Origin of the sequence: Mesonia algae (assembly GCF_003253545.1) — a bacterium.
Taxonomy (GTDB): domain Bacteria; phylum Bacteroidota; class Bacteroidia; order Flavobacteriales; family Flavobacteriaceae; genus Mesonia; species Mesonia algae.
The window spans coordinates 98,619-124,335 of the sequence record NZ_QKYV01000006.1 but is presented as its reverse complement, the minus strand read 5'-3'; the positions used below and the strand labels follow the sequence as shown (position 1 = coordinate 124,335).

Here is a 25,717-nt window from a genome sequence, read left to right as displayed (position 1 = left end):
TTTGACATTAGGGAAATAAGAAAACAAAGTTTAAATAAAAAAATATAGATATGGCAACAGGAAAAATTAATGTTTCAGTAGAAAACATTTTTCCCTTAATTAAGAAATTTCTTTATAGTGATCATGAAATTTTCTTACGCGAATTAATTTCTAATGCAACAGATGCAACATTAAAATTGAAGCATTTAACTAGCATTGGAGAGACAGACGTTGAGTACGGAAACCCAAAAATTGAAGTTAAGATTGATAAAGAAAATCAAAAGCTTCACATTATCGACCAAGGGATTGGGATGACTAAAGACGAGGTTGAAAAGTACATTAACCAAGTAGCCTTTTCTGGCGCTGAAGAGTTTCTAGAGAAATATAAAGATTCTGCTAAAGATAGTGGTATTATTGGTCATTTTGGTCTTGGTTTCTACTCTGCTTTTATGGTAGCTAATAAAGTAGAGATTATTACTAAATCTTATAAAGATGAACCTGCTGCGCATTGGATTTGCGAAGGAACTACAGATTTTACTATTGAGGATGCCGATAAAAAAGAACGCGGATCTGAAATTATTCTTCATATTAATGATGATGAAAAAGAGTTTTTAGAAGAAAGTAAAATTGATGAGCTTTTAACGAAGTATAACAAGTTTATGCCAGTTCCCATTAAGTTTGGAACAAAAGAAAAAGAACTTCCTAAAGCTGAGGACGCTCCTGAAGATGAAGAGGCTAAGAAAGTAACCGTAGACAATATCATCAATAATCCTGAACCAGCTTGGACTAAACAACCTACCGAATTAGAAGAGCAGGATTATAAAGGTTTTTACCGCGAATTGTATCCTATGCAATTTGAAGAACCTCTTTTTCATATTCACTTAAATGTTGATTATCCTTTCAATTTAACAGGGATTTTATACTTCCCTAAATTGAGTAATAATATGACGATGCAACAAGATAAAATTCAGTTGTATCAAAATCAGGTTTTTGTAACCGACAATGTAGAAGGTATTGTACCTGAGTTTTTAACGATGTTACGTGGGGTAATAGATTCGCCAGACATTCCGTTAAACGTATCTCGTTCTTATTTACAAGCTGATGGAGCGGTAAAGAAGATTTCTAGCTACATTACTCGTAAAGTGGCAGATAAATTAAAGTCTTTATTTAATGACAATCGCGAAGATTTCGAAAAGAAATGGGACGATATTAAAGTAGTTATTGAATATGGAATGCTTTCTGAAGATAAATTCTTCGATAAAGCAGATAAGTTTGCATTATACCCAACTGTAGACAAAAACTACTTCACTTTTGAGGAATTTCAAGAGAAAATAAAGGAAAATCAGACTGATAAAGACGGTAAAACGATAATCCTTTACGCTTCAAATAAAGACGAACAACATAGTTATATTGAAGCTGCTAAAACTAAAGGATACGAAGTTCTTTTATTAGACTCTCCTATTGTATCGCACTTGATTCAGAAATTAGAAACTTCTAAAGAAAATATTTCTTTTGTTCGTGTAGATAGTGATCACGTAGATAACCTAATTAAAAAAGAAGAAGAACAAGTTTCTAAACTTTCTGATGAAGAAAAAGAAAAACTAAAAACCGATTTTGAAAAAGTAGTTCCAAAAGAAACCTACACAGTTCAATTAGAGGCAATGGATAGTTCTTCTGCTCCGTTAATTATTACACAACCAGAGTTTATGCGTCGTATGAAAGAGATGCAACAAACCGGTGGTGGTGGAATGATGGGAATGGGAAATATGCCAGAAATGTACAATTTGGTAGTAAATACTAACAATGAGTTAATATCTACTATTTTAAATAGCGATGAAGAAACTCAAGGGAAGTTAATTAAGCAGTCGTTAGACCTAGCTAGGTTGTCTCAAAACCTTTTAAAAGGTGAAGAGTTGACTAATTTTGTAAAACGAAGCTTTGAGATGATAAAGTAAATTTTTGTTGATCATATTTATTAAAAAAAAACCGTTTCATACATCCTGAAACGGTTTTTTATTTTTTTAACTTAGCAGCTTAATTAAATTTGAACGACTATGAAAAAATATATTTTATTGCTCTGTACTGCTTTCGTCTTATTTTCTTGTCAAGAAGAGAAAAAAGCTGAAAAAGAAACTAAAGATGAACCTATTATAGAAAAAGAGGTAGAACAGAAAAAAGAATTATCACCAGCACAACAATTTGCTGCCAACATTCAGTCTGCCCATCAAACCTCTGATTTTAAAAGTCAGGAAGCGGTTCAGTTTCAATTAGATTTAATGTTTGGAGGTAAACAAAGAATGAAAGCTAAGATTACGATGCTCACCAATTCTAGCAAAATTAAAATTGAAAAGGAAGATGGCACAGTGTTGATGTATGACAATGAAAAAGCGTCTCTATTTCCTAAAGAAAATAATTATGACGGAGCTAGATTTGATATGTTTACTTGGACGTACTTTTTTGCTTTACCATTTAAATTAACAGATCCTGGTACAAATTGGCAAGATTTGAATGAAGGCGACCTTAATGAAACTACATACGATACAGCAAAACTTACCTTTGGCGATAATATTGGAGACGCACCAGATGATTGGTATGTAATTTATTCTGATAAGCAAACAAAACTAATGAAAGCAGCAGCTTATATCGTTACTTTTGGGAAAGATACCGCTACTGCGGAAGAAAATCCACACGCTATTGTTTATGACAATTATTTTAGTGTAAGTAATGTTGCTTTTGCAAAAGACTGGTCTTTCTATAATTGGAATGAAGAAGAAGGAATTTATGGAGAACCTATAGGAAGTGCAAAAATCTCTAATCTTAAGTTTTTAGAAACAGAAGACGGCTTTTTTAAAGCACCACAAGAGAGCGTAGAAATTAAAAAATAATAAAACTTAGCATATTGTAAAGACCGCAGATAGCTTTATCTTTGCAAGATTAAATTTTTGATATGATAAAAATAACTTTGCCAGATGGCAGTATAAAAGAATTTGAGAAAGGCACTACTGTATTAGAAGTTGCCAAAAGTATTAGTGAAGGTTTAGCCAGAAATGTGATTTCTGCAAGTTTTAACGGTACCACCGTAGAAACGAAAACAACCCTTACAGAAGATGGTTCTCTAATTCTTTATACTTGGAAAGACGATCAAGGTAAAAAAGCTTTTTGGCATAGTTCTGCGCACGTTTTGGCTCAGGCAATTCAAAAATTATATCCAGAAGCCAAGCTAACTATAGGTCCTGCTATTGACAATGGTTTTTATTATGACGTAGATTTTGGAGAGCATAAAATATCTGATACCGATTTTAAAAAGGTTGAAGATAAAATGCTAGAGATTGCTCGTGGAAAACACGAGTTTGACATGCGTGAAGTATCCAAAGACGATGCATTAGCATTTTATAAAAACGAGAACAACCCATATAAAGTTGAGTTAATTGAAAATTTAACTGACGGAGATATTACCTTTTGCGATCATGATACCTTTACAGATTTGTGTCGAGGAGGACATATTCCTAATACTGGTATTATTAAAGCAGTAAAAGTAATGAGTGTCGCTGGAGCTTATTGGCGAGGAGACGAAAACAATCCGCAACTTACAAGAGTTTACGGTATTACTTTTCCGAAACAAAAAGAATTAAAAGAATATTTAGAGCTATTAGAAGAAGCTAAAAAACGAGACCATAGAAAATTAGGAAAAGAACTACAGCTTTTTACTTTTTCACAAAAAGTAGGACAAGGTCTGCCATTATGGCTTCCAAAAGGTGCCGCCTTAAGAGAAAGGCTTGAAAATTTTCTAAAGAAAGCCCAGAAGAAAGCTGGTTATGAAATGGTGGTTTCTCCGCATATTGGTCAGAAAGAACTTTATGAAACTTCGGGACATTATGCAAAATATGGAGAAGATAGTTTTCAGCCAATTACTACACCAAATGAAGGAGAAGAGTTCTTATTGAAACCTATGAATTGCCCTCACCACTGTGAAATTTATAATGCTTCACCTTGGTCTTATAAAGATTTACCAAAGCGTTTTGCAGAATTTGGTACAGTTTATAGATATGAACAAAGTGGAGAATTACATGGCTTAACTCGTGTTCGTGGTTTTACTCAAGATGATGCGCATATTTTTTGTACTCCAGATCAATTAGATGAGGAGTTCAAAAAGGTAATTGACTTGGTGCTATATGTTTTTGGCTCTTTAGGGTTTGAAAATTTTACAGCTCAAGTTTCTCTTAGAGATCCAGAAAATAAAGAAAAGTATATAGGTGCAGATGAAAATTGGGAAAAAGCAGAAAATGCTATTATCAATGCAGCTAAAGAAAAGAATTTAAATTACGTAGTAGAAACTGGAGAAGCAGCATTTTACGGACCTAAATTAGATTTTATGGTTAAAGATGCCTTAGGAAGAAGCTGGCAATTAGGAACTATACAAGTAGATTATAACTTACCAGAACGTTTTGAATTGACTTACAAAGGCAGTGATAATGAACTTCACAGACCTGTGATGATTCACCGAGCTCCTTTTGGAAGTATGGAACGTTTTATCGCTATCTTGTTAGAGCATACGGGTGGTAATTTCCCACTTTGGCTTATGCCAGAACAAGCTATTGTTTTGTCTTTAAGCGAGAAGTATGAAAATTATACGCAAAAAGTTTTAAATTTGCTAGAAAATAACGAAATTCGCGCCCGTATAGATAACAGAAGTGAAACGATGGGTAAAAAAATTCGGGAAGCCGAAATGAACAAACTACCGTTTATGCTTATTGTCGGGGAACAAGAAGAAAAAGACGGCACAGTTTCTGTACGTAAACATGGTGGCGAGGATTTAGGCGCCATGAGTGTAGAGCAATTTTCTGAAATTATAAAGAATGAAATTGCGTCTACTCTAAAAACATTTGAAGTTTAATTTAAAATTATAAAGTCATAGCAATACGTAGAAAAAAATCAAGAAAACCTTTAAGAGAAATTAAGGAAGATCCGCACAGAATTAACGGAAAAATTCGCGCAGAAGAAGTTCGTTTAGTTGGTGATAATGTGGAGATGGGTGTTTATCCTATCAAAAAAGCATTAGCTTTAGCAGAAGAGCTAGGCGTAGATTTGGTTGAGATTTCACCAAATGCTAAACCTCCTGTTGCAAAAGCAATGGATTATAAGAAATTCCTTTACGAACAAAAGAAAAGAGAAAAAGTTTTAAAAGCAAAAGCTTCTAAAGTTGTGATTAAAGAAATTCGTTTTGGTCCTAATACAGATGATCATGATTATGAATTCAAGAAAAATCACGGTAAAAAATTCTTAGAAGAAGGTGCAAAACTTAAAGCATATGTTTTCTTTAAAGGACGTTCTATTGTATTTAAAGATCAAGGAGAAATTTTGCTACTTCGTTTAGCTCAAGACCTTGAGGAATATGGTAAGGTAGAACAAATGCCTAAATTAGAAGGTAAACGTATGACCATGTTCATTGCTCCTAAAAAAGTAAAGTAACTTCTATCGTAGAAGTCAAAATTATATAGAGAGAGATAAATAAAACCTAAGGATATTATGCCTAAAATGAAAACAAAATCTAGTGCTAAAAAGCGTTTTAAGCTTACAGGTACTGGTAAAATTAAAAGAAAGCACGCGTTTAAAAGTCACATCTTAACAAAGAAGTCTAAAAAACGTAAGCTTGCTTTAACTCATAGTACATTAGTACATAAAGCAGATGAGAGTAACATTAAACTTCAATTACGTTTAAAGTAATTGACCGTTTAATTGGTTAAAACAATTTAATAACCCTGGAGTTAGGCCTTACAAAGAATTCGTGAAAATGAATCGCCTACTACAAAAACAATAAAATTATGCCAAGATCAGTAAATTCAGTAGCTTCAAGAGCCAGAAGAAAAAAGGTGATGAAGCAAGCAAAAGGTTACTTTGGACGTCGTAAAAACGTTTGGACAGTAGCAAAAAATGCGGTTGAAAAAGCAATGTTATATGCTTATAGAGACCGTAAAGCAAAGAAAAGAAACTTCCGTACTTTATGGATTACCCGTATTAATGCAGGTGCTCGTATGCACGGAATGTCTTATTCTCAATTTATGGGAAAAGTAAAAGCTAACGGAATCGAATTAAACCGTAAGGTTTTAGCCGATTTAGCTATGAATCACCCAGAGGCTTTTAAAGCTATTATTGAGAAAGTAAAATAAATTTGCAACCCATTTATCTCTCATATATTAAAAACCTTCTCTTTTAGAGAGGGTTTTTTTATCTTTATAATTATGCGAAAAATTCTACTTCTAATTATCGTATGGATCATAGGTATTACCGCAACTGCTCAAGTTCCTGTCAACATAATTAAGTTTAAGAAGTTTTATCGGTTAAAAAATCAGTCTCAAGTTTTCATTCCTTTAGGTAATGTAGCTTTTGCTGATACACTTATTGACTTTCGAGAAGGAAATCCTCCAGCTTTACCAGAGTATAGCAATCCGCAAGCAGCTGCTGGAGAACCAGACTATGAAAAATACTTAGACCAATCATACCTTTCTTTAGGTTGTCAAGGCCAAATTACCGCTGTTTTTAAAGACAATGGTTTTATAGATATTGACGGACCTGATCTTTATTTTTTTGAGATCGGCCCATCAATTGAAGCTTTTAAAGTAGAGATCTCTAGTGACAATAAAACTTGGATCAATGTAGGAAAAGTAGATGGCGGAACTTCACAAATAGATATTGCTCGTGCTAATATTCCAAAAGATAAAGAAGCAATTTATTATTACATAAGACTTACAGATTTAGCCTCTTTTTGTAGCGGACCTACAGCTGGAGCAGACATAGACGCTATTGGAACGGTAGGTGGAGTTTTAAAACTAAATGTAGACGCTAATTTGCTTTTTGACACAGATAAGTATGATTTAAAAGAGACCGCTTTAAAAAAGCTGGAAGAGTTTAAAAAAGTGATTTCACAAATACCTAAAGCAGACATCATCATCTCTGGACATACTGATAGTGATGCGGACGATAAGTATAACTATATATTAGGAAAAAACCGAGCAGACGCTGTAGAAGTATATATTCATAAAATTTTGGATGGCAAAGGTGAATACACCTACAAAACAGAATCATACGGTGAAACACAACCTATCGTAGAGAACAATTCAGAGAAAAATAAACAAAAAAACAGACGTGTAGAAATATTGGTATTACCAGATAAAGAGTTTTATATACGACCCAAGAAAAATTAGGTTTTTTGCTTTTTCTTCTTAGCTGCAGGAAATAAAACGTTATTTAAAATAAGACGGTATCCTGGAGAAGTAGGGTGTAAAGAAAGTTCTGTTTTTGGATCTCCCACTTTATGTTGGTAATCTTCTGGATCGTGACCTCCATAAAAGGTAAAAAAGCCTTTTCCTTTTATTCCGTGAATATAACGAGCCTCACCATTGGCTTTATTTTCTCCCATGACCAATACATTAGATTTGATAGTCTGTCTATCAAAAGAAGTGGTTTGTCCCATAAAACCTTTAACTAAAGCGGTATGATTTTGACAAAGCATAGTAGGCACAGGGTCCCATTTTGCCGAAAAATTCATTAAAGTAAAGTAATCTATTTCTCTTGGTATTCTTCTTTTAGTGGTCATATCAATAGAAGAAAACTCATACACCATAGGACTTCTCTCTAAAACAAAATCGGTGAAAGCGAAGGTTTTTGAATAGTCTATTTTACTTTGGTAAGCAGGATCACTAGCGTCACCATCAAACATAGGTTCACAAATATCTACCCCTTCTGCAGAGAGAGCAATATCAAAACTATCTGTAGCACTACACATAGCAAACATAAAGCCTCCACCTACTACGTAGTTTCTAATTTTTAAAGAAACTGCCAATTTTTCTTCAGATACTTTTTGATAACCTAATTCATTTGCTAAAGCTTCTGCGTTTTTCTTTTCTTCAATGTACCAAGGAGTAGCTCGGTACCTCTTATAAAATTTACCGTATTGACCGGTAAAATCTTCGTGATGTAAATGCAACCAATCGTAAAGGAGCAATTCGTCTTCTAAAACCTCTTTATCATAAATGGTTTCGTAAGGAATTTCTGCATAAGTTAAAACCATCGTTACAGCATCATCCCAAGGAGCATTTCCACTAGGGGTATAAACAGCGATTTTAGGAGCTTTTTCTAAAATTACTGCATCCATATTCTGAGACGGACTTTCAATTTCACTTAAAATTGATTCCGCTTTAGCGTTACTCAGTAACTCAAAAGAAACACCTCTAATTTGGCATTCTTTTCTCAAAGCATCGGTATCTGGCATCAAAAAAGATCCTCCCCTATAATTAAGTAACCACTTTACTTTTTGCTGTTTAGCCAGCACCCAATAAGTAATCCCATAGGCTTTCAAATGGTTTTTTTGAGTATCAGCATCCATAGGAATCAACACATAAGATGCATAAGACTCTATAGAAAGAACAAAGAATAAAACAGTAAATAAAAGTATTTTCTTCATACTTAAAAGTAAGTATAATTATTTAGAAAATAGAGTTAATCAATCTTTTTAAAACGGCACATCATCTTCATCATTTTGTCTTAAATTAGGCGATGATGAACCAAATGCGTCTTCGGCAGAGGGGAAGTTTTGAGTACTAAACCCTCCATTTTCATTATCGTCGTGATTCATTTTAGAAGGAATCTCTGAAGGGTAATCAAACTGATCTAAATTATCAAACTTACCAAGGTGACCAAGAAACTTAAGACGTATATTTTCTAAACCACCATTACGGTGCTTGGCGATAATAAATTCTGCTTGACCATCGGTTGGAGTTTGCTCCTCATCATCCCATTCATCAATTTTATAATATTCTGGCCTGTATATAAACGAAACAATATCTGCATCTTGCTCGATTGCTCCAGATTCCCTTAGATCGGAAAGTAATGGACGCTTGCTTCCTCCCCTAGTTTCTACCGCACGTGATAGTTGCGAGAGTGCGATTACAGGTATATTCAATTCTTTTGCTAAAGCTTTTAGATTTCGAGAGATGGTAGAAATTTCTTGTTCCCTATTTCCGCCTTTTTGAGATCCCCCAGCTGTCATTAACTGCAAATAATCAATTACAATTAATTTAATACCGTGTTGAGAAGCTAAACGTCTTGCTTTTGCACGTAAATCAAAAATCGAAAGTGACGGGGTATCATCAATAAATAAAGGTGCTTTTTCTAAACCTTTTACTTTAACGTTTAGTTGTTCCCACTCGTGAGTTTCTAAATTTCCCGTTCTTAGCTTTTCGGAAGAAAGTCCAGTTTCTGATGAAATTAAACGGGTAATCAACTGTACTGATGACATCTCACAAGAAAAGAATGCCACTGGTATATTTTGACCCACCGCAATATTTCGTGCCATCGATAAGGTTAAAGCTGTTTTACCCATACCTGGCCTTGCTGCTACAATAATTAAATCACTGGGCTGCCATCCTGAAGTTAACTGATCTAGTTTTTCAAAACCTGAAGGAATTCCACTTAACCCTTCTTTATTAGATATATCTTCAATTCTCTTTTTTGCCTGAATTACTAAACTTTGTGCGGTTTCTGAAGAGCGTTTAATATTTCCTTGAGTAACCTCGTAAAGTTTAGATTCTGCTTTATCTAATAAATCAAAAACATCTGTAGATTCATCATAGGAATCTTCAATAATTTCACTAGAAATTTTTATTAAACTTCGCTGAATGTATTTCTGTAAAATAATCCTCGCGTGAAACTCGATATGCGCAGATGACGATACTTTTTGAGTTAACTGAATTAAATAATAATCTCCACCACTAACTTCTAATTTCCCATCTTTCTTTAACTGACTAGAAACCGTTAATAAGTCGACTGGCTCACTATTTTCAAAGAGCTTAAAGATGGCTTCAAATATATATTTATGTGCATCTTTATAGAAAACATCGGGGTGTAAAATATCTATTACTTCATCTACCCCTTTTTTATCGATCATCATCGCACCAATTACAACTTCCTCTAAATCAACTGCCTGAGGAGGTAATTTTCCTTTTTCTAATTGAATGATATTACTTTTAGGTGCAGAATATGCTCGACTTTGTTTTACTTTCTCCATAGTACGAATGTAAAAAAAATGTTAACGAAAACTTCGTTTTTTATGATTAGGATAGTTCACACCTTATGAACAATATCCCTGTTTATAACTTAATATTTTTGTTGATAACCACAAAAAAATCCGAAACAAAAAGCTTCGGATTTTGTATTAGTAAGGTTTAAAGGAGTTAGCCTTTGAAAACCCCCATTGAAGAATATTTTTCCATTCTTTTTTCCACTAATTCTTTTGGTGATAAGTTTTTCAACTCCTCATGAGATTCAATAATTACTTTTTTAAGTGTAGTAAACATTTCCTCTCTATTACTGTGAGCACCACCTAGTGGTTCTTTAATGATAGAATCTATAACTTTTAGTTTTTTAGCATCGGTAGCAGTAAGTTTTAAAGCTTCTGCAGCTTGCTCTTTATGATCCCAACTTCTCCATAATATAGAAGAACAGTTCTCTGGAGAAATTACAGAATACCAAGAATTTTCTAACATCATTACTTTATCTCCAACACCAATTCCTAGAGCTCCTCCACTTGCACCTTCCCCTATTACAACTACGATAACGGGTACTTTTAAACGAGTCATTTCAATAATATTTCTAGCAATAGCTTCTCCTTGGCCGCGCTCTTCTGCTTCTAAGCCTGGATAAGCACCTGGTGTATCAATAAAAGTGACTACAGGAACATCAAATTTCTCTGCAGATTTCATTAAACGTAGTGCTTTACGGTAACCTTCTGGGTTTGCCATACCAAAATTTCGGTATTGTCTAGTTTTAGTATTGTATCCTTTTTGCTGACCAATAATCATAAAACTTTGTTCCCCAATTTTTCCTAAACCACCAACCATAGCTTTATCGTCTGCCACATTTCTATCACCGTGAAGTTCTAAAAATGTTTCACCACATATAGCTTTAATATAGTCTAATGTATAAGGCCTGTTAGGGTGTCGTGACAACTGTACACGTTGCCAAGCCGTAAGGTTTTTATATATTTCCTTCTTCGTTGAGGCTAGTTTCTTTTCTATTTGCTTGCACGTTTGTGTTACATCTACATCACTATCTACACCTATAGCGCAAGCTTTATTATATTGTTCTTGTAGCTCTTTAATAGGAGCTTCAAATTCTAAGTATTCCATAGTGGGTTATGGCTTTTATTAGTTTATAGCCTACAAATATATAAAACTTATTCTTGTGTAATCAAACTAAGAATTATTAATTTAAATTGAATTTTTCTTTACGGAAGAATAAGTAACTCGTTTACTTATCGTTTTGCTTTTCTTAGCAAGATAATAGCTAGAACTCCAAAAAATACATTTGGAAACCACACAGCTATAAGCGGTGAAAAAGTAGATTTCTCTGCCATGGTACCAAATACTTTATCAAAAAATACAAATACAAAGGCAATAGCAATTCCTATAGCTAAATTTACTCCCATCCCTCCTCTTCTCTTCATTGCAGAAACTGCTACAGCAATAATGGTTAAAATATAAGCTGAAACAGGTAAACTCCAACGTTTGTAAGCTACCACTTTATAACGGTTAATATTAGCAGAACCTCTTTTCTTTTCTTGCTCTATAAACTCGTTAAGCTCTGTAAAATTCTTAGTCTCTGCTATATAAGATACAGGTGTAAGTTCACCAAACTCAAAGGGTAAAACCGTATCTAATTTTCTATGCTGTAATAAAATATCATCTGAATTCTTTCCTACGATTCTTTTTTCAAAATTAGATAAGGTGTAAATTGAATCTTTTTCGTTAAACTTTAATCTACTAGCACTAATTTTAAATTGAAGTACATTTCCTTTAAAATTTTCTAAAGTGAAATTACTTGCGGTTTTATTTTTAGGATCAAAATTGGTAGCAAAAATAAACTCATCATCGTTTATTTGCTTAAAAACATCTTTTGTTTCTGCTGCATCTCTTCCATGCTTTAGATACTTATAGGTAAAATCATTAAATCCTTGACTGGCACTGGGAGCCAAATACATCCCCATTACCAGAGCTCCAAGGCAAATTAAAGTCGCTCCTATAAGGTAAGGTCTTAGAAATCGATTAAAGGATACCCCCGAACTTAAAAAGGCAATAATTTCTGTATTATTTGCGAGTTTAGAGGTAAAAAATATGACAGAGAGAAATAAAAATATAGGAAAAAGTAAATTCGCAAAGTAAATGGTAAAGTCTATGTAGTAATAGAAAACCTCTAAAAACGGAACTTCATTTACTAAAATTTTGTCGATTTTTTCGGCAAGATTTACCGTTATCCCAATAGGAATAAACAACAATAGCAACGTAAAAAATGTTCCTAAATAGCGTTTAAGAATATACCAGTCTAATATTTTCAAATTATAATCTTTTATCCATTTGTTTAACCATCTTATCTTTCCATTCTCTAAAATCTCCAGCTATAATGTGTTTTCTAGCCTCTCGAGTTAGCCAAAGATAAAATCCTAAATTGTGAATGGTTGCAATTTGCTTGCCAAGCATTTCATTCACCGAAAATAAATGTTTTAGATATGCTTTAGAATATTCGGTATCAACCCAAGTAATTCCCATTTCATCTATAGGTGAAAAGTCATCATACCATTTTTTATTTTTGATATTGATGGTTCCGTGGGCAGTAAAAAGCATTCCGTTTCTAGCATTTCTAGTAGGCATCACACAATCGAACATATCTACCCCTAATGCTATATTTTCTAAAATATTTATAGGTGTTCCTACTCCCATAAGATAACGTGGCTTGTCTTCAGGTAAAATTGCTGTTACCACTTCAGTCATTGCATACATTTCTTCAGCAGGTTCTCCTACAGAAAGTCCACCTATTGCATTTCCTTCCGCTCCAGCGTTAGCAATATATTCGGCAGATTGTTGTCTTAAATCTTTATAGGTACTCCCTTGCACAATAGGAAAGAGAGTTTGATCATATCCGTAAAGGGGTGGTGTATTATGAAAATGATTCATACAACGATCCAACCAACGATGCGTCATATGCATAGATCGTTTTGCATAGCGATAATCGCAAGGATAAGGTGTACACTCATCAAAAGCCATGATGATATCTGCACCAATAGTACGTTGAACATCCATCACATTTTCAGGCGTAAAAAAATGATAACTACCATCAATATGAGACTTAAATTTTACACCTTCTTCTTTTATCTTTCGGTTTGCCGAAAGAGAATAAACTTGGTAACCACCACTATCGGTTAAGATATTGCGATCCCAATTCATAAATTTATGTAATCCACCAGCTTTTCTTAAGACTTCCATTTGGGGTCTTAAGTAAAGGTGATAAGTATTTCCCAAAATAATATCTGGGTTAATTTCTTCTTTAAGTTCTCTTTGGTGAACTCCTTTTACAGTACCAATAGTACCAACAGGCATAAAAATAGGGGTTTCTATTTTTCCGTGTGCTGTAGTTATTTCTCCAGCTCGGGCTTTACTACCACTATCTTTAGCTAATAAATCAAATTCCATATCTCTTTTTCAAAGTGGCAAAGATAAACAACTATAAGTAATGGCTTGTAAAAATTAAGCAACTTCAAGTATTTAATTATAAAATAGGTTTTTTGAAGATTTATTCACATTTTTTAGTTGATAATTAGCCTTAATTTTCTTTTAAAAGGCTTGAATTAAAGTTACTTTTGCAGAAATTGATTTAACAACACTTTTATCATGCCCAACACACAACAACTAGAAAATTTTGTAACCCAAGTAAGAAGGGATATTCTTAGGCAAGTTCATAAAGTAAATAGTGGTCACCCAGGAGGTTCTCTTGGTTGTGCCGAATTTTTTACTGCACTTTACCAAGAGGTGATGGATTACACTACAGATTTTACCATGGATGGAAATAACGAAGATCTTTTCTTCCTTTCTAATGGTCATATTTCTCCTGTATTTTACAGCGTTCTCGCTAGAAGCGGATTTTTCCCTGTAGAGGAACTTAACACGTTTAGACTTTTAGATTCTCGCTTGCAAGGACATCCAACTACCCACGAAGGTTTACCAGGAATTAGAATTGCTTCTGGTTCATTAGGTCAAGGTATGTCTGTTGCCATTGGTGCAGCCGAAGCTAAAAAATTAAATAAAGATTCTCATATTATCTATTCTTTACACGGAGATGGAGAGTTACAAGAAGGTCAAAACTGGGAAGCTATTATGTATGCTGCTGGAAATAAAGTAGACAATCTTATTGCTACGGTAGACCTTAACGGACAGCAGATTGACGGTTGTACAGATAATGTTCTTCCGCTAGGAAATGTAAAAGAAAAGTTTGAAGCATTTGGCTGGGACGTTTTAGAGGTAAAAGAAGGAAACAACATTACCAAAGTAATTGAAGGTTTAAAAGAAGCAAAATCTAGAACCGGAAAAGGAAAACCTGTTTGTATCTTGTTACATACAATTATGGGTAATGGTGTAGATTTTATGATGCACACACACGCTTGGCATGGTAAAGCTCCTAACGATGAGCAATTAGAAACAGGTCTTTCTCAAAATGCAGAAACTCTAGGAGATTATTAATCAGCACAACACACACAAAATGAAAAAATATACAGATTCAGGTAAAAAAGATACACGCTCTGGTTTTGGAGCAGGATTAGAAGAATTAGGAAAAAAGAATGAGAACGTAGTAGCCTTGTGTGCAGATTTAACGGGTTCTTTAAAAATGGATGCGTTCAAAGAAAATCACCCCGATCGTTTCTTTCAAGTAGGAATTGCTGAAGCTAATATGATTTCGATGGCAGCAGGGATGACCATTGGAGGAAAAATTCCGTTTACAGGAACTTTTGCTAACTTCTCTACAGGAAGGGTGTACGACCAAATTCGTCAAAGTGTAGCCTATTCTGGGAAAAATGTAAAAATTTGTGCCTCTCACGCAGGTTTAACTTTAGGAGAAGATGGGGCAACACATCAAATTCTAGAAGATCTTGGACTAATGAAAATGCTTCCAGGAATGACTGTCATCAATACTTGTGATTACAATCAAACCAAAGCAGCTACCATAGCTATAGCAAAGCACGACGGACCGGTTTACTTACGTTTTGGAAGACCAAAAGTAGCTAACTTTACCCCAGAAAATGGAACATTTGAAATTGGGAAAGCTGTACAGTTAACTGAAGGAAATGATGTAACGATTGTAGCTACTGGTCACTTAGTTTGGGAAGCACTTCAAGCTGCAGAACAACTAGAAGAAGCAGGAATTACAGCTGAAGTAATCAACATTCATACGATTAAACCTTTAGATGATGAGGCTATTTTAAAATCTGTAAAGAAAACAGGTTGTATAGTTACTGCAGAGGAACATAATTTCCTTGGCGGATTAGGAGAAAGTGTAGCTCGAGTTTTAGCTGAAAACCATCCTACTCCACAAGAATTTGTAGCCACCAAAGATACTTTTGGAGAAAGCGGAACTCCAGAACAATTGATGGATAAATACGGACTTAACGCCGAAGCTATTATCAAAGCCACTAAAAAAGTTATCGAGAGAAAATAATCGTATTCTTTCTAAAATTTCACCCTAAATAAACAAATAATGAAGAGATTTTTTACACTACTCCTACTAATCATAAGCCAAAGTATTTTTTCACAACAAACTATATCATTTGAAGAAAGTGAAGGTTATACTTTGGGAAATCTAAATAATCAAAATGAATGGGAAGTAACCGAAGGCAGTGATGGTATTTTAACTAATCAAGTTATTTCTGATGAACAAGCCCAAGATGGTATCTTTTCATTCAAAAACGCATTTGAACCTGATTATGACTTTCAATGGTTACCTATTTTTGGTGCTGCTAAAGCATTAGATACCCCATTGAGTTATGAAAATTTGACAATTTCTTACGACGTTTTAGTAACTGAACAATTAGGTGCTGATTTTGAATTCACAGCATACGGAATTGAAAATGAGGAATTCACCCCAGTTATGGGTGTAGGAATAGAAAACCAAGGTCAAATTTATGTAATTATAAGTGAAGATTACGATTTTAATTATTTAGATGGTATTACCTGGAATATTAATCAGTGGTATAATATCAAAGCAGAGATTTCTGCAACTGAAATAAAATATTATATCGACAATGAATTAGTATATACCGGAAGTAATTTTTCTCAATTAGACATTTCTGGTATCAATATGCTTCATAACAACTATGGAGGTGATGCTTATTACGATAACATAACGTTTGCAGAAGAAGAGCTAACTACAAATACTATAACTAAAAATTCTTTTGTAGTTTATCCAAATCCCGTAAAGGATAACATCAAATTAAACACACCTAAAAATGAAGTTATTCATAGCGTCGAAATAATATCTATGGGAGGGCAAAAAGTTTTAAATAAAAAACTCACCAATTCTAACCGCTCTTTAAACTTAAGCAATTTAGCAAATGGAACTTATATTTTAAAAGTGAATACTAATGAAAATACATATCACAAACGTATTATTAAGAAGTAATTCAAAAAAAGTTGATAAAAAAAAGCTCTTGAAAAATTCAAGAGCTTTTTTTATACTTTAAAGTTACTTTTAACGAGTTAACTTTTTGTATTTAATTCGTTTTGGCATTACATCACCTCCTAAACGTTTTTTCTTATTTTCCTCATAATCAGAGAAACTTCCTTCAAAGAAATATACTTGAGAATCTCCTTCAAAAGCAAGAATATGTGTACATACTCTATCTAAGAACCATCGGTCGTGAGAAATAACTACTCCACATCCCGCAAAGTTTTCTAAACCTTCTTCCAAAGCTCTTAAGGTATTTACATCTAAATCATTGGTAGGCTCATCGAGAAGTAAAACGTTTCCTTCTTCTTTTAAAGTCATGGCTAAATGTAAACGGTTGCGCTCACCACCAGAAAGCATATTTACTTTCTTGTTTTGTTCGCTTCCGCTAAAGTTAAAACGACTTAAATAAGCTCTAGAATTTACTTCTTTACCGCCCATCATCACCATATCTTGCTCATCACTAAAGTTCTGCCAGATGGTTTTTTCAGGATCAATATTTGAGTGACTCTGGTCTACATAAGCAATCTTAGCAGTCTCCCCTACTTTAAATTCTCCTTTATCTGATGTTTCCTCACCCATAATCATTTTAAAGATAGTGGTTTTACCAGCTCCGTTAGGACCAATAATCCCCACGATACCAGCCTGCGGAAGTTTAAAGTTTAAATCTTCATATAACAATTTATCGCCAAACGCTTTGCTTACTCCTACAGCTTCAATCACATTGTTACCTAAACGCGGACCGTTAGGAATATAGATCTCTAGCTTTTCATCCATTTGCTTTTGATCTTGACTCATCAATTTATCGTAGTTATTTAAACGAGCTTTTTGTTTGGCTTGCCTTCCTTTAGGTGCCATCTTCACCCATTCTAACTCTCGCTCCAAAGTTTTTTGACGTTTAGAAGCCGATTTTTGCTCTTGAGCCATTCGCTTAGATTTTTGATCTAACCAAGAAGAATAGTTCCCTTTCCAAGGAATTCCCTCTCCGCGATCTAATTCTAAAATCCATCCAGCAACATTATCTAAGAAATAACGGTCGTGAGTTACAGCAATTACAGTTCCTTTATATTGTTGTAAGTGATGCTCTAACCAATGTACCGATTCGGCATCTAAGTGGTTAGTTGGCTCATCTAATAATAAAATATCTGGCTCTTGTAATAACAATCTACATAAAGCCACTCGACGACGTTCCCCTCCAGAAAGCACACCAATTTTCTTATCGGCATCTGGAGTTCTTAACGCATCCATTGCAATTTCTAATTTAGTATCAATTTCCCAAGCATTGGTTGCATCAATTTTATCTTGCAAAGCCGCTTGTTTGTCCATCAGTTTTTGCATTTTATCTGCATCCTCATAAACCTCAGGTAAACCAAATTGATCATTGATGGAGTTATACTCATCTAAAACCGCCATGGTTTCTGCAACTCCTTCTTTTACCACCTCTAAAACCGTCTTATCTTCATCCAATTTAGGTTCTTGCTCCAAATATCCTATAGAGTAGCCTGGAGAAAAAACTACATCTCCTTGATAGTTTTTTTCTTGTCCTGCTATAATACTTAGTAAGGTAGATTTTCCAGATCCATTAAGACCTAAAATTCCAATTTTAGCTCCGTAGAAAAAGCTTAAATAAATGTTTTTTAAAACCGGAGTATTTGCATTCTTATACGTTTTGGTGAGTCCAGACATGGAAAAAATCACCTTTTTATCATCTGCCATTGTAATTTTGTTTTTATGAATTTATTGGGCGTTACCACACTTTCATAAAAAATGTCAGTGAGGTCGCGCTATTCGCTATATCTCCGTTTTTTGCTGCATCGCAAAAAAAGGAGGATGCCGCTGCTATCGCTAACGCAAATATCTAAAAAATAATGATGTTAACACGTGTATTTGTTTAAGAAAACCATGCTCAATTCTCTAACATGATCATTTTATATCTATGAGCTTTATAAATAGAGTATTTTAAATAATCTTAGTTTTTATATCCAACCAATTTGAGATGGATAAAACAATATATATTCGAACTCCTATTCAACTTATGTAAATCTATAATTGCAATAGAGATCACTTTAGTTTTAGGAATGTTATAGCTATTTAAAATTGATTAAACTCGCCCCTTTAAAGCATTAAACACCCAAGCAATAGCAAAAAAACCTATCCCTACCGCTGCAAAACCATAACCAGCTACTTCTGAATATTTAAAAGCCCCTAAGGCAATTAACCCTACTCCAACGACAATCATGATAAATGTGGCCCAAGCCAAAACAGTATTTTTATTCATGCTCATTTCTAATATACTTTAATTTTTAATAAAACTTAATTGTAGTAAGTGTACAAAAATAGCATCTATTCTATAAAAAACTAAGATTATAACAAATCTTTAGGGCTAAAATAAGTTTTGGTTTTTGTATTTTCGCTACCAAACATTTGCGTTAAGGATTGAGCGGCCTGTTTAAGCTCTCCCAATGATAATTGGGAAGCGAGTAGCGAAAGCCTGACCCATTGGTAAATGGGAAACGCCCATAATTTGAATAACAATTAACCATGGATATAAAATTTAATAAAAACGAAGACCATAATAAATTATTGGTTTCAGATTTAAATAGTAAACTTAAAAAAGTCTACCTAGGTGGTGGTGAAAAACGCATTGAAAAGCATCACGCCAAAGGAAAAATGACTGCACGAGAGCGTATCGATTTTTTATTGGACGATCCTAGTAAATCTATTGAAATTGGTGCTTTTGCAGGAGAAGGAATGTATGAAGAACACGGTGGCTGCCCTAGTGGTGGTGTGGTGGTAAAAATAGGTTACGTATCTGGTAAACAAGTGATTGTTGTAGCCAATGATGCTACGGTTAAAGCTGGAGCTTGGTTTCCTATTACTGGAAAAAAGAATTTACGTGCACAAGAAATTTCGATTGAAAACAGACTTCCTATTATTTATTTAGTAGATAGCGCGGGAGTATATTTACCTATGCAAGATGAGATTTTTCCTGACAAAGAACATTTTGGAAGAATTTTTAGAAATAATGCAGTAATGAGTAGCATGGGAATTACCCAAATTGCTGCCGTTATGGGAAGTTGCGTCGCTGGGGGAGCTTACTTACCTATTATGAGTGATGAAGCTTTAATCGTTGAAAAAACTGGAAGTATCTTCTTAGCCGGTAGCTATTTAGTAAAAGCCGCTATTGGAGAAAGTATCGATAATGAATCTTTAGGTGGTGCAACGACACATTGTGAAGTAAGCGGTGTGACCGATTATAAGGCCAAAGATGATAAAGACGCTTTATCTAAGATTAAAAATATCATGGATAAAATTGGTGATTTTGATAAAGCTGGTTTTAACCGAAAGAAAGCAATTAAGCCGAAATTAGATCCGCAAGAGATTTTTGGACATTTACCTGCAAAACGAAGTGACCAATACGATATGATGGAAATTATCAATCGATTAATTGATGATTCAGATTTTGAACCTTATAAAGATGGATATGGTCAAACGCTTATTACGGGTTATGCACGTATTGATGGTTGGGCTGTTGGAATTTTAGCCAATCAAAGAAAAATTGTAAAAACTACTTCGGCTAAAACTAAACCTACAGAGATGCAGTTTGGTGGTGTTATTTATTCTGATTCTGCCGATAAAGCTACTCGTTTTATCGCAAATTGTAATCAAAAGAAAATTCCGTTAGTGTTTTTACAAGACGTTACTGGTTTTATGGTAGGAAGTAAAAGCGAACACGGCGGTATTATTAAAGACGGTGCCAAGATGGTAAATGCTGTTAGTAATTCAGTAGTTCCTAAATTTACGATTGTCATCGGAAATTCTTATGGTGCTGGTAATTACGCTATGTGCGGAAAAGCCTATGACCCACGTTTAATCGCAGCTTGGCCAAGTGCAGAGTTAGCAGTAATGAGTGGAAACTCTGCAGCTAAGGTATTATTACAAATTGAAACAGCTTCATTAAAGAAAAAAGGAGAAGAAATTACCCCTGAAAAAGAAAAAGAGCTTTTTGATAAAATTAAAGCAGATTACGACAGACAAGTAAGTCCGTATTATGCAGCTTCGCGCATTTGGACCGATGGAGTTATCAATCCTTTAGATACTCGTAAATGGGTTTCTATGGGAATTGAAGCAGCTAATCATGCTCCAATTACAAAGGACTTTAATTTAGGAGTGATTCAAACCTAATAAATAATTTTATTGAAATAGAAAAAGCTATCCATAATGGGTAGCTTTTTCCGTTTAAATGTATTAATTTTATTTGCTTAAAATTATTTCTTTATTTTAAAAGGTCTTTTCATAGAAAAACAATTTCACTCTTCTGCTTATATATATAGTTTAAAGAAGGAAAATTCTATTGTATACCTAAAATTTCATAATGAATAATTTTAAGTATTCATATTTATTGTTTTTATACCCCTAAAGTTTAATTTTGAAGAATAAGTTATATAACCTTATTGGTAAGCATGTCGAGTTATTTAATTTTATACAGCAGTATTCTATATTTGGCTATATTTTCTATGAAGAAGGACAAAAAGAGAACTTTTACACTCACCCATCTCTTCTTCAGCATTTAAAAAAATACAATGTATCCTTAGCAAATTTTAGCTTTAAATTAGAAACAGAAACCTCTCTAGGTTCAAAAAAAAAGTATAGAGTTAGAATTATTATAGATGAAGAAACAGAGTTTATAAAAAAGGCTAAGAAAATAGAAATCGTAGATGGCAATTTAACTTATATTCTACTGGCTTTTCATAAGAAATCTATAAAAATAAACTCTCCTAATGTTTCGATTAAGAGTTTTTCGATTGAAGAAAAATTAAAAATCAGTCAGAAAGCATTTAGTAGTAATTTTGAAAATGCTGCTATTGGAATGGCCATCATTTCATTAGACGGAACCTGGAAAAATGTAAATTCTGCCATTTCTAGTATGCTAGGTTATACAAAGAAAGAACTAAGTAAACTTACGTTTCAAGATATAACACATCCCGAAGATCTAAATATAGATTTACAATTTCTCGAACAACTTATTGCTGGAGAAATACCACACTATCATTTAGAAAAGAGGTATTTTCACAAATCGGGTTCTTTAGTTTATGGAATTTTAGCGGTAAGTATTGTAAGAGATGATAACGACGCACCTTTATATTTCATCTCTCAAATTGTAGATATTACAGATAGAAAAAATGTTGAAAAAGAGATAAAAAAACTGCTTAAAACAAGTAAAGATCAAAATGGTCGGTTAAGAAATTTTGCTCATATCGTATCTCATAACCTTAGATCACATTCGGGTAATTTTTCGATGCTATTAGATATTTTAGATGATGAAACAGATGAAAACCAACGTGCAGAAATTATCTCTCACCTTAAAGTTGCTGCCAATCATTTAAAGGAGACTATATTACACCTTAATGAGATTGTAACTATGAATAATACTATTCATGATAATCTTATCCCAATTAACCTTCTTAAAGAAGTTAATTCTATTATTAAGGGTATTAAGCTTAATGCTAATCAACTCTCTGTAATAATAAATGTAAATATCTCTCCAGAGATTGAAGTTTTAGCGATAAAAGCTTATTTGAACAGTATTTTAATGAATTTTATAACAAACGGGATTAAATACAGCGACCCCAATAAAGAAAGTTTTTTAAATATTACTGCTAGTAAAAATCGAGAATTTGTTATTATTAAAATAACAGATAATGGTTTAGGAATTGATTTAGAAAAACACGGAGATAAAATTTTTGGTATGTATAAAACTTTCCATAAGCATGAAGATGCCAAAGGTATAGGGTTATTTATTGCCAAAAACCAAATTGATGCCCTTAACGGAAAAGTAACTGTAAAAAGTAAAGTAAAAATAGGAACTACGTTTAAAATATTTTTAAAACATGAGTAAATTAAAGATAGCATGCATTATTGATGATGACCCTATATTCATATTTGGCCTAAAAAAAGTAATGAATTCTGTAGATTTTGCAGAAGAAATTTTAGTCTATAAAAATGGAGAAGATGCATTAGAAAATTTGATAGCAATTAAAAATGATAAAGAAACTCTACCTGAAGTTATTCTGCTCGATCTTAATATGCCGATAATGGATGGTTGGCAGTTTCTAGATGAATTTACTCAAGTAAAAGTGGATAAGAAAATTACAGTCTACATCGTCTCAAGTTCTATAGACCCTTTAGATTACGAAAAAACTAAAAAATATAATCATATAGAAAATTATATTATTAAACCTGTGCAAACTGATGATTTAAAAACAATCCTTAAAACTTTTAAGTCTCAAAATGAATTGTAAATTATTTTCGCTTATTGGATTATTAAGCCTTATAGCATGTCAAAGTAATGAATATGAAAAAGAAGATTTTAATATTAAAATAGAACTTGACACCTCCAATGTTGTATTAGATAGTATTACCTTAAAATCAGCAAAAACAGACACTAAAATTACTGCTAAACACAAAGATAATTCTACTCTTTTCAAATTAAAAGATTCTGTGAATGATTTATACGATTTTAAATTATATACAAATCAAGGCGTTATAAATAAAAAAATATGGTTAAAAGGAGAGGCTATCGTCATTAAGGCAAGTCTAAAGCCTTCTACCTTAACATTAGATACCGTTATTAATTCACCATTATTTTATGAAGTTCAAGACAACTCTAAAACATTAAAATCTTTATATTTAGAAAATGATCAAAATTCAAAGATTGATTCTTTTCTACTAAAAAAAATTTCAGAACACTTAGATAGTCCTATCAGTTTTGTTATGGCAGATACCTATATGTATAGGAATAGAGAAAATCTTACTCGTTTAATTCGCTTAAGAGATTTATTTAATCAACAATCTTCTAATTTTAAAAATCATCCTCTCCAAATTAATCAGAAACTTGATGAAACTATAAATCAATTAGAAAACAATTAATTTAACCTATATTTCTATAGGATTTCATTTACTTAAATTTTAAAGATTTCAATTAGAGTCTTACCAAATAAATTTGCTTTCTTTGTAAGTATATAAGGTAATTCTCATGAAAAAAATCATATACTTTTTTATTCTATTAGGAATAACAATTGCTGGTCATTCGCAAGTTTTAAGTCACAAACAAGGTAACTATACCAAAGCAGATTCCTTACGAGGTTCACTTCGACCTGAAAGAACCAATTTTGATGTCTTAAAATATGATTTGCGTGTTAAAGTAAATCCTGAAAAACAATTTATTTCAGGTGTAAATAAAATTACGTTAAAAGTTTTAAAGCCTGCACAACGACTTCAACTAGATTTATTTGAAAATATGAAAGTTGATTCCATCGTGTTTAAAAATAAATCTCTTAAATACACTAGAGAATTTAATGCAGTTTTTATTGATTTTCCTTTTCCGCTTGACGGAAATAAAAACATCAACATCGATTTTTATTATTCCGGGAATCCTATTGTTGCTGAAAATGCGCCTTGGGATGGCGGTTTTATTTTTTCAAAAGATAAAAACGGAAAACCTTGGGTAAGTGTGGCTGTGCAAGGTACTGGTGCAAGTTTATGGTATCCTAACAAAGATCATTTAAGCGACGAACCCGAAGAAGCTGAAATTCATGTTGCTGCTCCAAACGGATTAATGAATGTTTCTAACGGAAGATTTACAGGAAAAAAAGAGCTAAATGACGGTTACACCCAATGGAGTTGGAAAGTGGAAAACCCTATTAACAATTACAATATTATTCTCAATATTGGAGATTATGTGCATATTCATGATACTCACAAAGATTTAGATTTAGATTACTACGTGCTTTCTTACAATGAAGAAAAAGCCAGAAAGCAATTTGAGGAAGTGAAACCTATGATGGATTGTTTTTATGAAAAATTTGGAGCTTATCCTTTTGTAGAAGACTCTTATAAACTGGTAGAAACTCCCTATTTAGGAATGGAGCATCAAAGTGCTGTTGCTTATGGCAACGGATTTAAAAACGGATATTCGGGCAACGATCTTTCAGGAACTGGCGTAGGTTTAAAATGGGATTTTATCACCATTCACGAAAGTGCTCATGAGTGGTTTGGAAACAGTATCACCGCTGCCGATATTGCCGATATGTGGATTCACGAATCCTTTACCTCGTACGCAGAATCGGTTTATGTAGAATGCCGTTGGGGAAAAGAAGATGCGCTTACTTATTTATTCGGACTAAGGAGATCTATAGGAAATCAATCCCCTATCATTGGTGATTATGGCGTAAATAGTGAAGGCTCTGGAGATATGTATTACAAAGGTGCCAATATGTTAAACACGATTAGAAGTGTGATTAATGATGATGAAAAATGGTGGGCATTGCTAAAAGATTTTAGTCTTACCTACAAACATCAAATTATTGACACTCCTACAGTAATTAACTTTTTTGAGCAGCGTACCAAAGCACACCTCTCGCCTATTTTTGATCAATATTTAAAATACGCCCGTTTACCGGAATTACAACTAAAAGAGGAAAATGACAGAGTTTATGCCCGCTGGAAAACCGATGTGGATAATTTTGATATGCCATTAAGATTTACGGTGGATGGAAAAGAAATCCTTGTAAATCCTACTACAGAATGGAAAAAAATGCCATTTAAAAAGAGTCTAGAGGATGTCAAAATTAATTTGAGGGATTATTATATTATGGTGAACTAGAAGATGAAAAAAATCTATCAACATACCCAAACTAATGCTTTATTATGGATTTTATCTGTCATTATTATTGGAGCTCAAGTAATTGTTTTATTAAAGAAAGATGTCTTAGAAAATAAGGTCGTGCTCATTCCTATAGCTATTATCACTTTAGTGCTTGTACTTACTTCATTAATATTTACACGACTTACCATCACCATTACCAACAAACATATTGAAGCTGCTTTTGGATTTAGAGTTTTTGTTCAAAAAATAGCTTTAGAAAATATTGATCCGGCTAAAATTGAGGTTATAAAAACACCACTTTCGTATGGAATCGGGTTAAGAATGACACCAAAAGGAACACTTTATAATACCCGCCACGGTAAATCTTTACATATTACTTCTAAAGACGGAAAAAAAACCTTTTTTATAGGTTCGAAAAATGCGGAAGAGATCAAAGCTATCTTGCTTAAGGAATTGAGATAACCACCTAATAATCAAATCTATTTTACAGAATTTATTCTAAGTTAGATTTCACTGTAAATTCCATCC

23 protein-coding genes are annotated in these 25,717 nt (G+C 33.3%); 16 read left to right on the top strand and 7 right to left on the bottom strand.

The features are described 5' to 3' along the window. The first annotated feature begins 50 nt into the window (after positions 1-50). From htpG to LX95_RS11165, 7 genes are all read left to right on the top strand, one after another. Complete coding sequence (htpG, locus tag LX95_RS11195) at positions 51-1,934, top strand: molecular chaperone HtpG (protein ID WP_111541548.1); 1,884 nt, start codon at positions 51-53, stop codon at positions 1,932-1,934. A gap of 99 nt (positions 1,935-2,033) precedes the next feature. After that, the gene (locus tag LX95_RS11190; RefSeq protein ID WP_111541547.1) at positions 2,034-2,864 is read left to right on the top strand and encodes a DUF6503 family protein; all 831 of its coding nucleotides are present in this window, start codon (positions 2,034-2,036) and stop codon (positions 2,862-2,864) included. A gap of 62 nt (positions 2,865-2,926) precedes the next feature. Then, positions 2,927-4,873, top strand: a complete 1,947-nt coding sequence (gene thrS, locus LX95_RS11185; RefSeq protein ID WP_111541546.1) for a threonine--tRNA ligase — start codon at positions 2,927-2,929, stop codon at positions 4,871-4,873. A gap of 59 nt (positions 4,874-4,932) precedes the next feature. After that, positions 4,933-5,448 carry a translation initiation factor IF-3 gene (infC, locus tag LX95_RS11180; protein ID WP_255505992.1) on the top strand — a complete coding sequence of 172 codons (516 nt, stop codon included), beginning with the start codon at positions 4,933-4,935 and terminating at the stop codon, positions 5,446-5,448. A 57-nt stretch (positions 5,449-5,505) separates the two neighbouring features. Then, positions 5,506-5,703 carry a 50S ribosomal protein L35 gene (rpmI, locus tag LX95_RS11175; protein ID WP_073147228.1) on the top strand — a complete coding sequence of 66 codons (198 nt, stop codon included), beginning with the start codon at positions 5,506-5,508 and terminating at the stop codon, positions 5,701-5,703. A gap of 98 nt (positions 5,704-5,801) precedes the next feature. Then, positions 5,802-6,146: a 50S ribosomal protein L20 gene (rplT, locus tag LX95_RS11170; RefSeq protein WP_111541544.1), complete on the top strand. Its 345-nt coding sequence runs from the start codon at positions 5,802-5,804 to the stop codon at positions 6,144-6,146. Between the two features lie 72 nt (positions 6,147-6,218). Beyond that, positions 6,219-7,181, top strand: coding sequence for an OmpA family protein (locus LX95_RS11165; RefSeq protein ID WP_111541543.1), 963 nt, complete (start codon positions 6,219-6,221; stop codon positions 7,179-7,181). On the opposite strand, the gene LX95_RS11160 is transcribed toward LX95_RS11165, so the two are convergent. The 5 genes from LX95_RS11160 to tgt all read right to left on the bottom strand — a co-directional run bounded on the left by LX95_RS11160 (position 7,178) and on the right by tgt (position 13,499). After that, positions 7,178-8,440: an asparagine synthetase B gene (locus LX95_RS11160; protein ID WP_211307656.1), complete on the bottom strand. Its 1,263-nt coding sequence runs from the start codon at positions 8,438-8,440 to the stop codon at positions 7,178-7,180. The genes LX95_RS11165 and LX95_RS11160 overlap by 4 nt on opposite strands. A gap of 48 nt (positions 8,441-8,488) precedes the next feature. Next, positions 8,489-10,042 (bottom strand): replicative DNA helicase, encoded by a 1,554-nt coding sequence (dnaB, locus tag LX95_RS11155; RefSeq protein WP_111541542.1) that lies wholly within the window; start codon positions 10,040-10,042, stop codon positions 8,489-8,491. Positions 10,043-10,208: 166 nt separating this feature from the next. Beyond that, positions 10,209-11,162: an acetyl-CoA carboxylase carboxyltransferase subunit alpha gene (locus tag LX95_RS11150; protein WP_111541541.1), complete on the bottom strand. Its 954-nt coding sequence runs from the start codon at positions 11,160-11,162 to the stop codon at positions 10,209-10,211. A gap of 125 nt (positions 11,163-11,287) precedes the next feature. Further along, a complete protein-coding gene (locus tag LX95_RS11145) occupies positions 11,288-12,367 on the bottom strand; it encodes an LptF/LptG family permease (protein ID WP_111541540.1) in 1,080 nt (359 codons plus the stop codon). 1 nt (position 12,368) lies between these two features. After that, positions 12,369-13,499: a tRNA guanosine(34) transglycosylase Tgt gene (tgt, locus tag LX95_RS11140; protein ID WP_111541539.1), complete on the bottom strand. Its 1,131-nt coding sequence runs from the start codon at positions 13,497-13,499 to the stop codon at positions 12,369-12,371. Positions 13,500-13,697: 198 nt separating this feature from the next. Here tgt and LX95_RS11135 point away from each other — a divergent pair, with 198 nt between their 5' ends. Genes LX95_RS11135 through LX95_RS11125 form a run of 3 tightly spaced genes read left to right on the top strand, consistent with a single transcriptional unit; the run spans position 13,698 to position 16,476 of the window. Further along, positions 13,698-14,543, top strand: coding sequence for a transketolase (locus tag LX95_RS11135; RefSeq protein WP_111541538.1), 846 nt, complete (start codon positions 13,698-13,700; stop codon positions 14,541-14,543). A 19-nt stretch (positions 14,544-14,562) separates the two neighbouring features. Next, on the top strand, positions 14,563-15,516 hold the full coding sequence (locus tag LX95_RS11130; protein ID WP_111541537.1) for a transketolase family protein: 954 nt from the start codon (positions 14,563-14,565) through the stop codon (positions 15,514-15,516). Positions 15,517-15,555: 39 nt separating this feature from the next. Next, positions 15,556-16,476 carry a T9SS type A sorting domain-containing protein gene (locus LX95_RS11125; RefSeq protein WP_111541536.1) on the top strand — a complete coding sequence of 307 codons (921 nt, stop codon included), beginning with the start codon at positions 15,556-15,558 and terminating at the stop codon, positions 16,474-16,476. A gap of 69 nt (positions 16,477-16,545) precedes the next feature. Here the strand turns inward: LX95_RS11125 and ettA are convergent, their stop codons facing one another. Together ettA and LX95_RS14540 are read right to left on the bottom strand one after the other, a co-directional pair. Continuing rightward, entirely contained in the window at positions 16,546-18,237 is a 1,692-nt protein-coding gene (gene ettA, locus LX95_RS11120) for an energy-dependent translational throttle protein EttA (RefSeq protein ID WP_111541535.1), read from the bottom strand. A gap of 385 nt (positions 18,238-18,622) precedes the next feature. Then, positions 18,623-18,799 (bottom strand): CAL67264 family membrane protein, encoded by a 177-nt coding sequence (locus LX95_RS14540; RefSeq protein WP_245924771.1) that lies wholly within the window; start codon positions 18,797-18,799, stop codon positions 18,623-18,625. A gap of 263 nt (positions 18,800-19,062) precedes the next feature. Between LX95_RS14540 and LX95_RS11115 the strand changes: the two genes are divergently transcribed. The 6 genes from LX95_RS11115 (at position 19,063) to LX95_RS11090 (ending at position 25,651) form a co-directional block, all read left to right on the top strand. Beyond that, positions 19,063-20,706, top strand: coding sequence for an acyl-CoA carboxylase subunit beta (locus LX95_RS11115; protein WP_111541534.1), 1,644 nt, complete (start codon positions 19,063-19,065; stop codon positions 20,704-20,706). Positions 20,707-20,950: 244 nt separating this feature from the next. Continuing rightward, the gene (locus LX95_RS11110) at positions 20,951-22,420 is read left to right on the top strand and encodes a sensor histidine kinase (RefSeq protein ID WP_111541533.1); all 1,470 of its coding nucleotides are present in this window, start codon (positions 20,951-20,953) and stop codon (positions 22,418-22,420) included. A gap of 61 nt (positions 22,421-22,481) precedes the next feature. Further along, positions 22,482-22,823, top strand: coding sequence for a response regulator (locus tag LX95_RS11105; RefSeq protein ID WP_245924763.1), 342 nt, complete (start codon positions 22,482-22,484; stop codon positions 22,821-22,823). Further along, a complete protein-coding gene (locus tag LX95_RS11100) occupies positions 22,813-23,451 on the top strand; it encodes a hypothetical protein (protein WP_111541531.1) in 639 nt (212 codons plus the stop codon). The genes LX95_RS11105 and LX95_RS11100 overlap by 11 nt, the downstream gene beginning before the upstream one ends. Positions 23,452-23,557: 106 nt before the next feature. Then, a complete protein-coding gene (locus LX95_RS11095; protein ID WP_111541530.1) occupies positions 23,558-25,186 on the top strand; it encodes a M1 family metallopeptidase in 1,629 nt (542 codons plus the stop codon). Between the two features lie 3 nt (positions 25,187-25,189). Then, entirely contained in the window at positions 25,190-25,651 is a 462-nt protein-coding gene (locus tag LX95_RS11090; RefSeq protein WP_111541529.1) for a hypothetical protein, read from the top strand. Positions 25,652-25,717 lie beyond the last annotated feature (66 nt).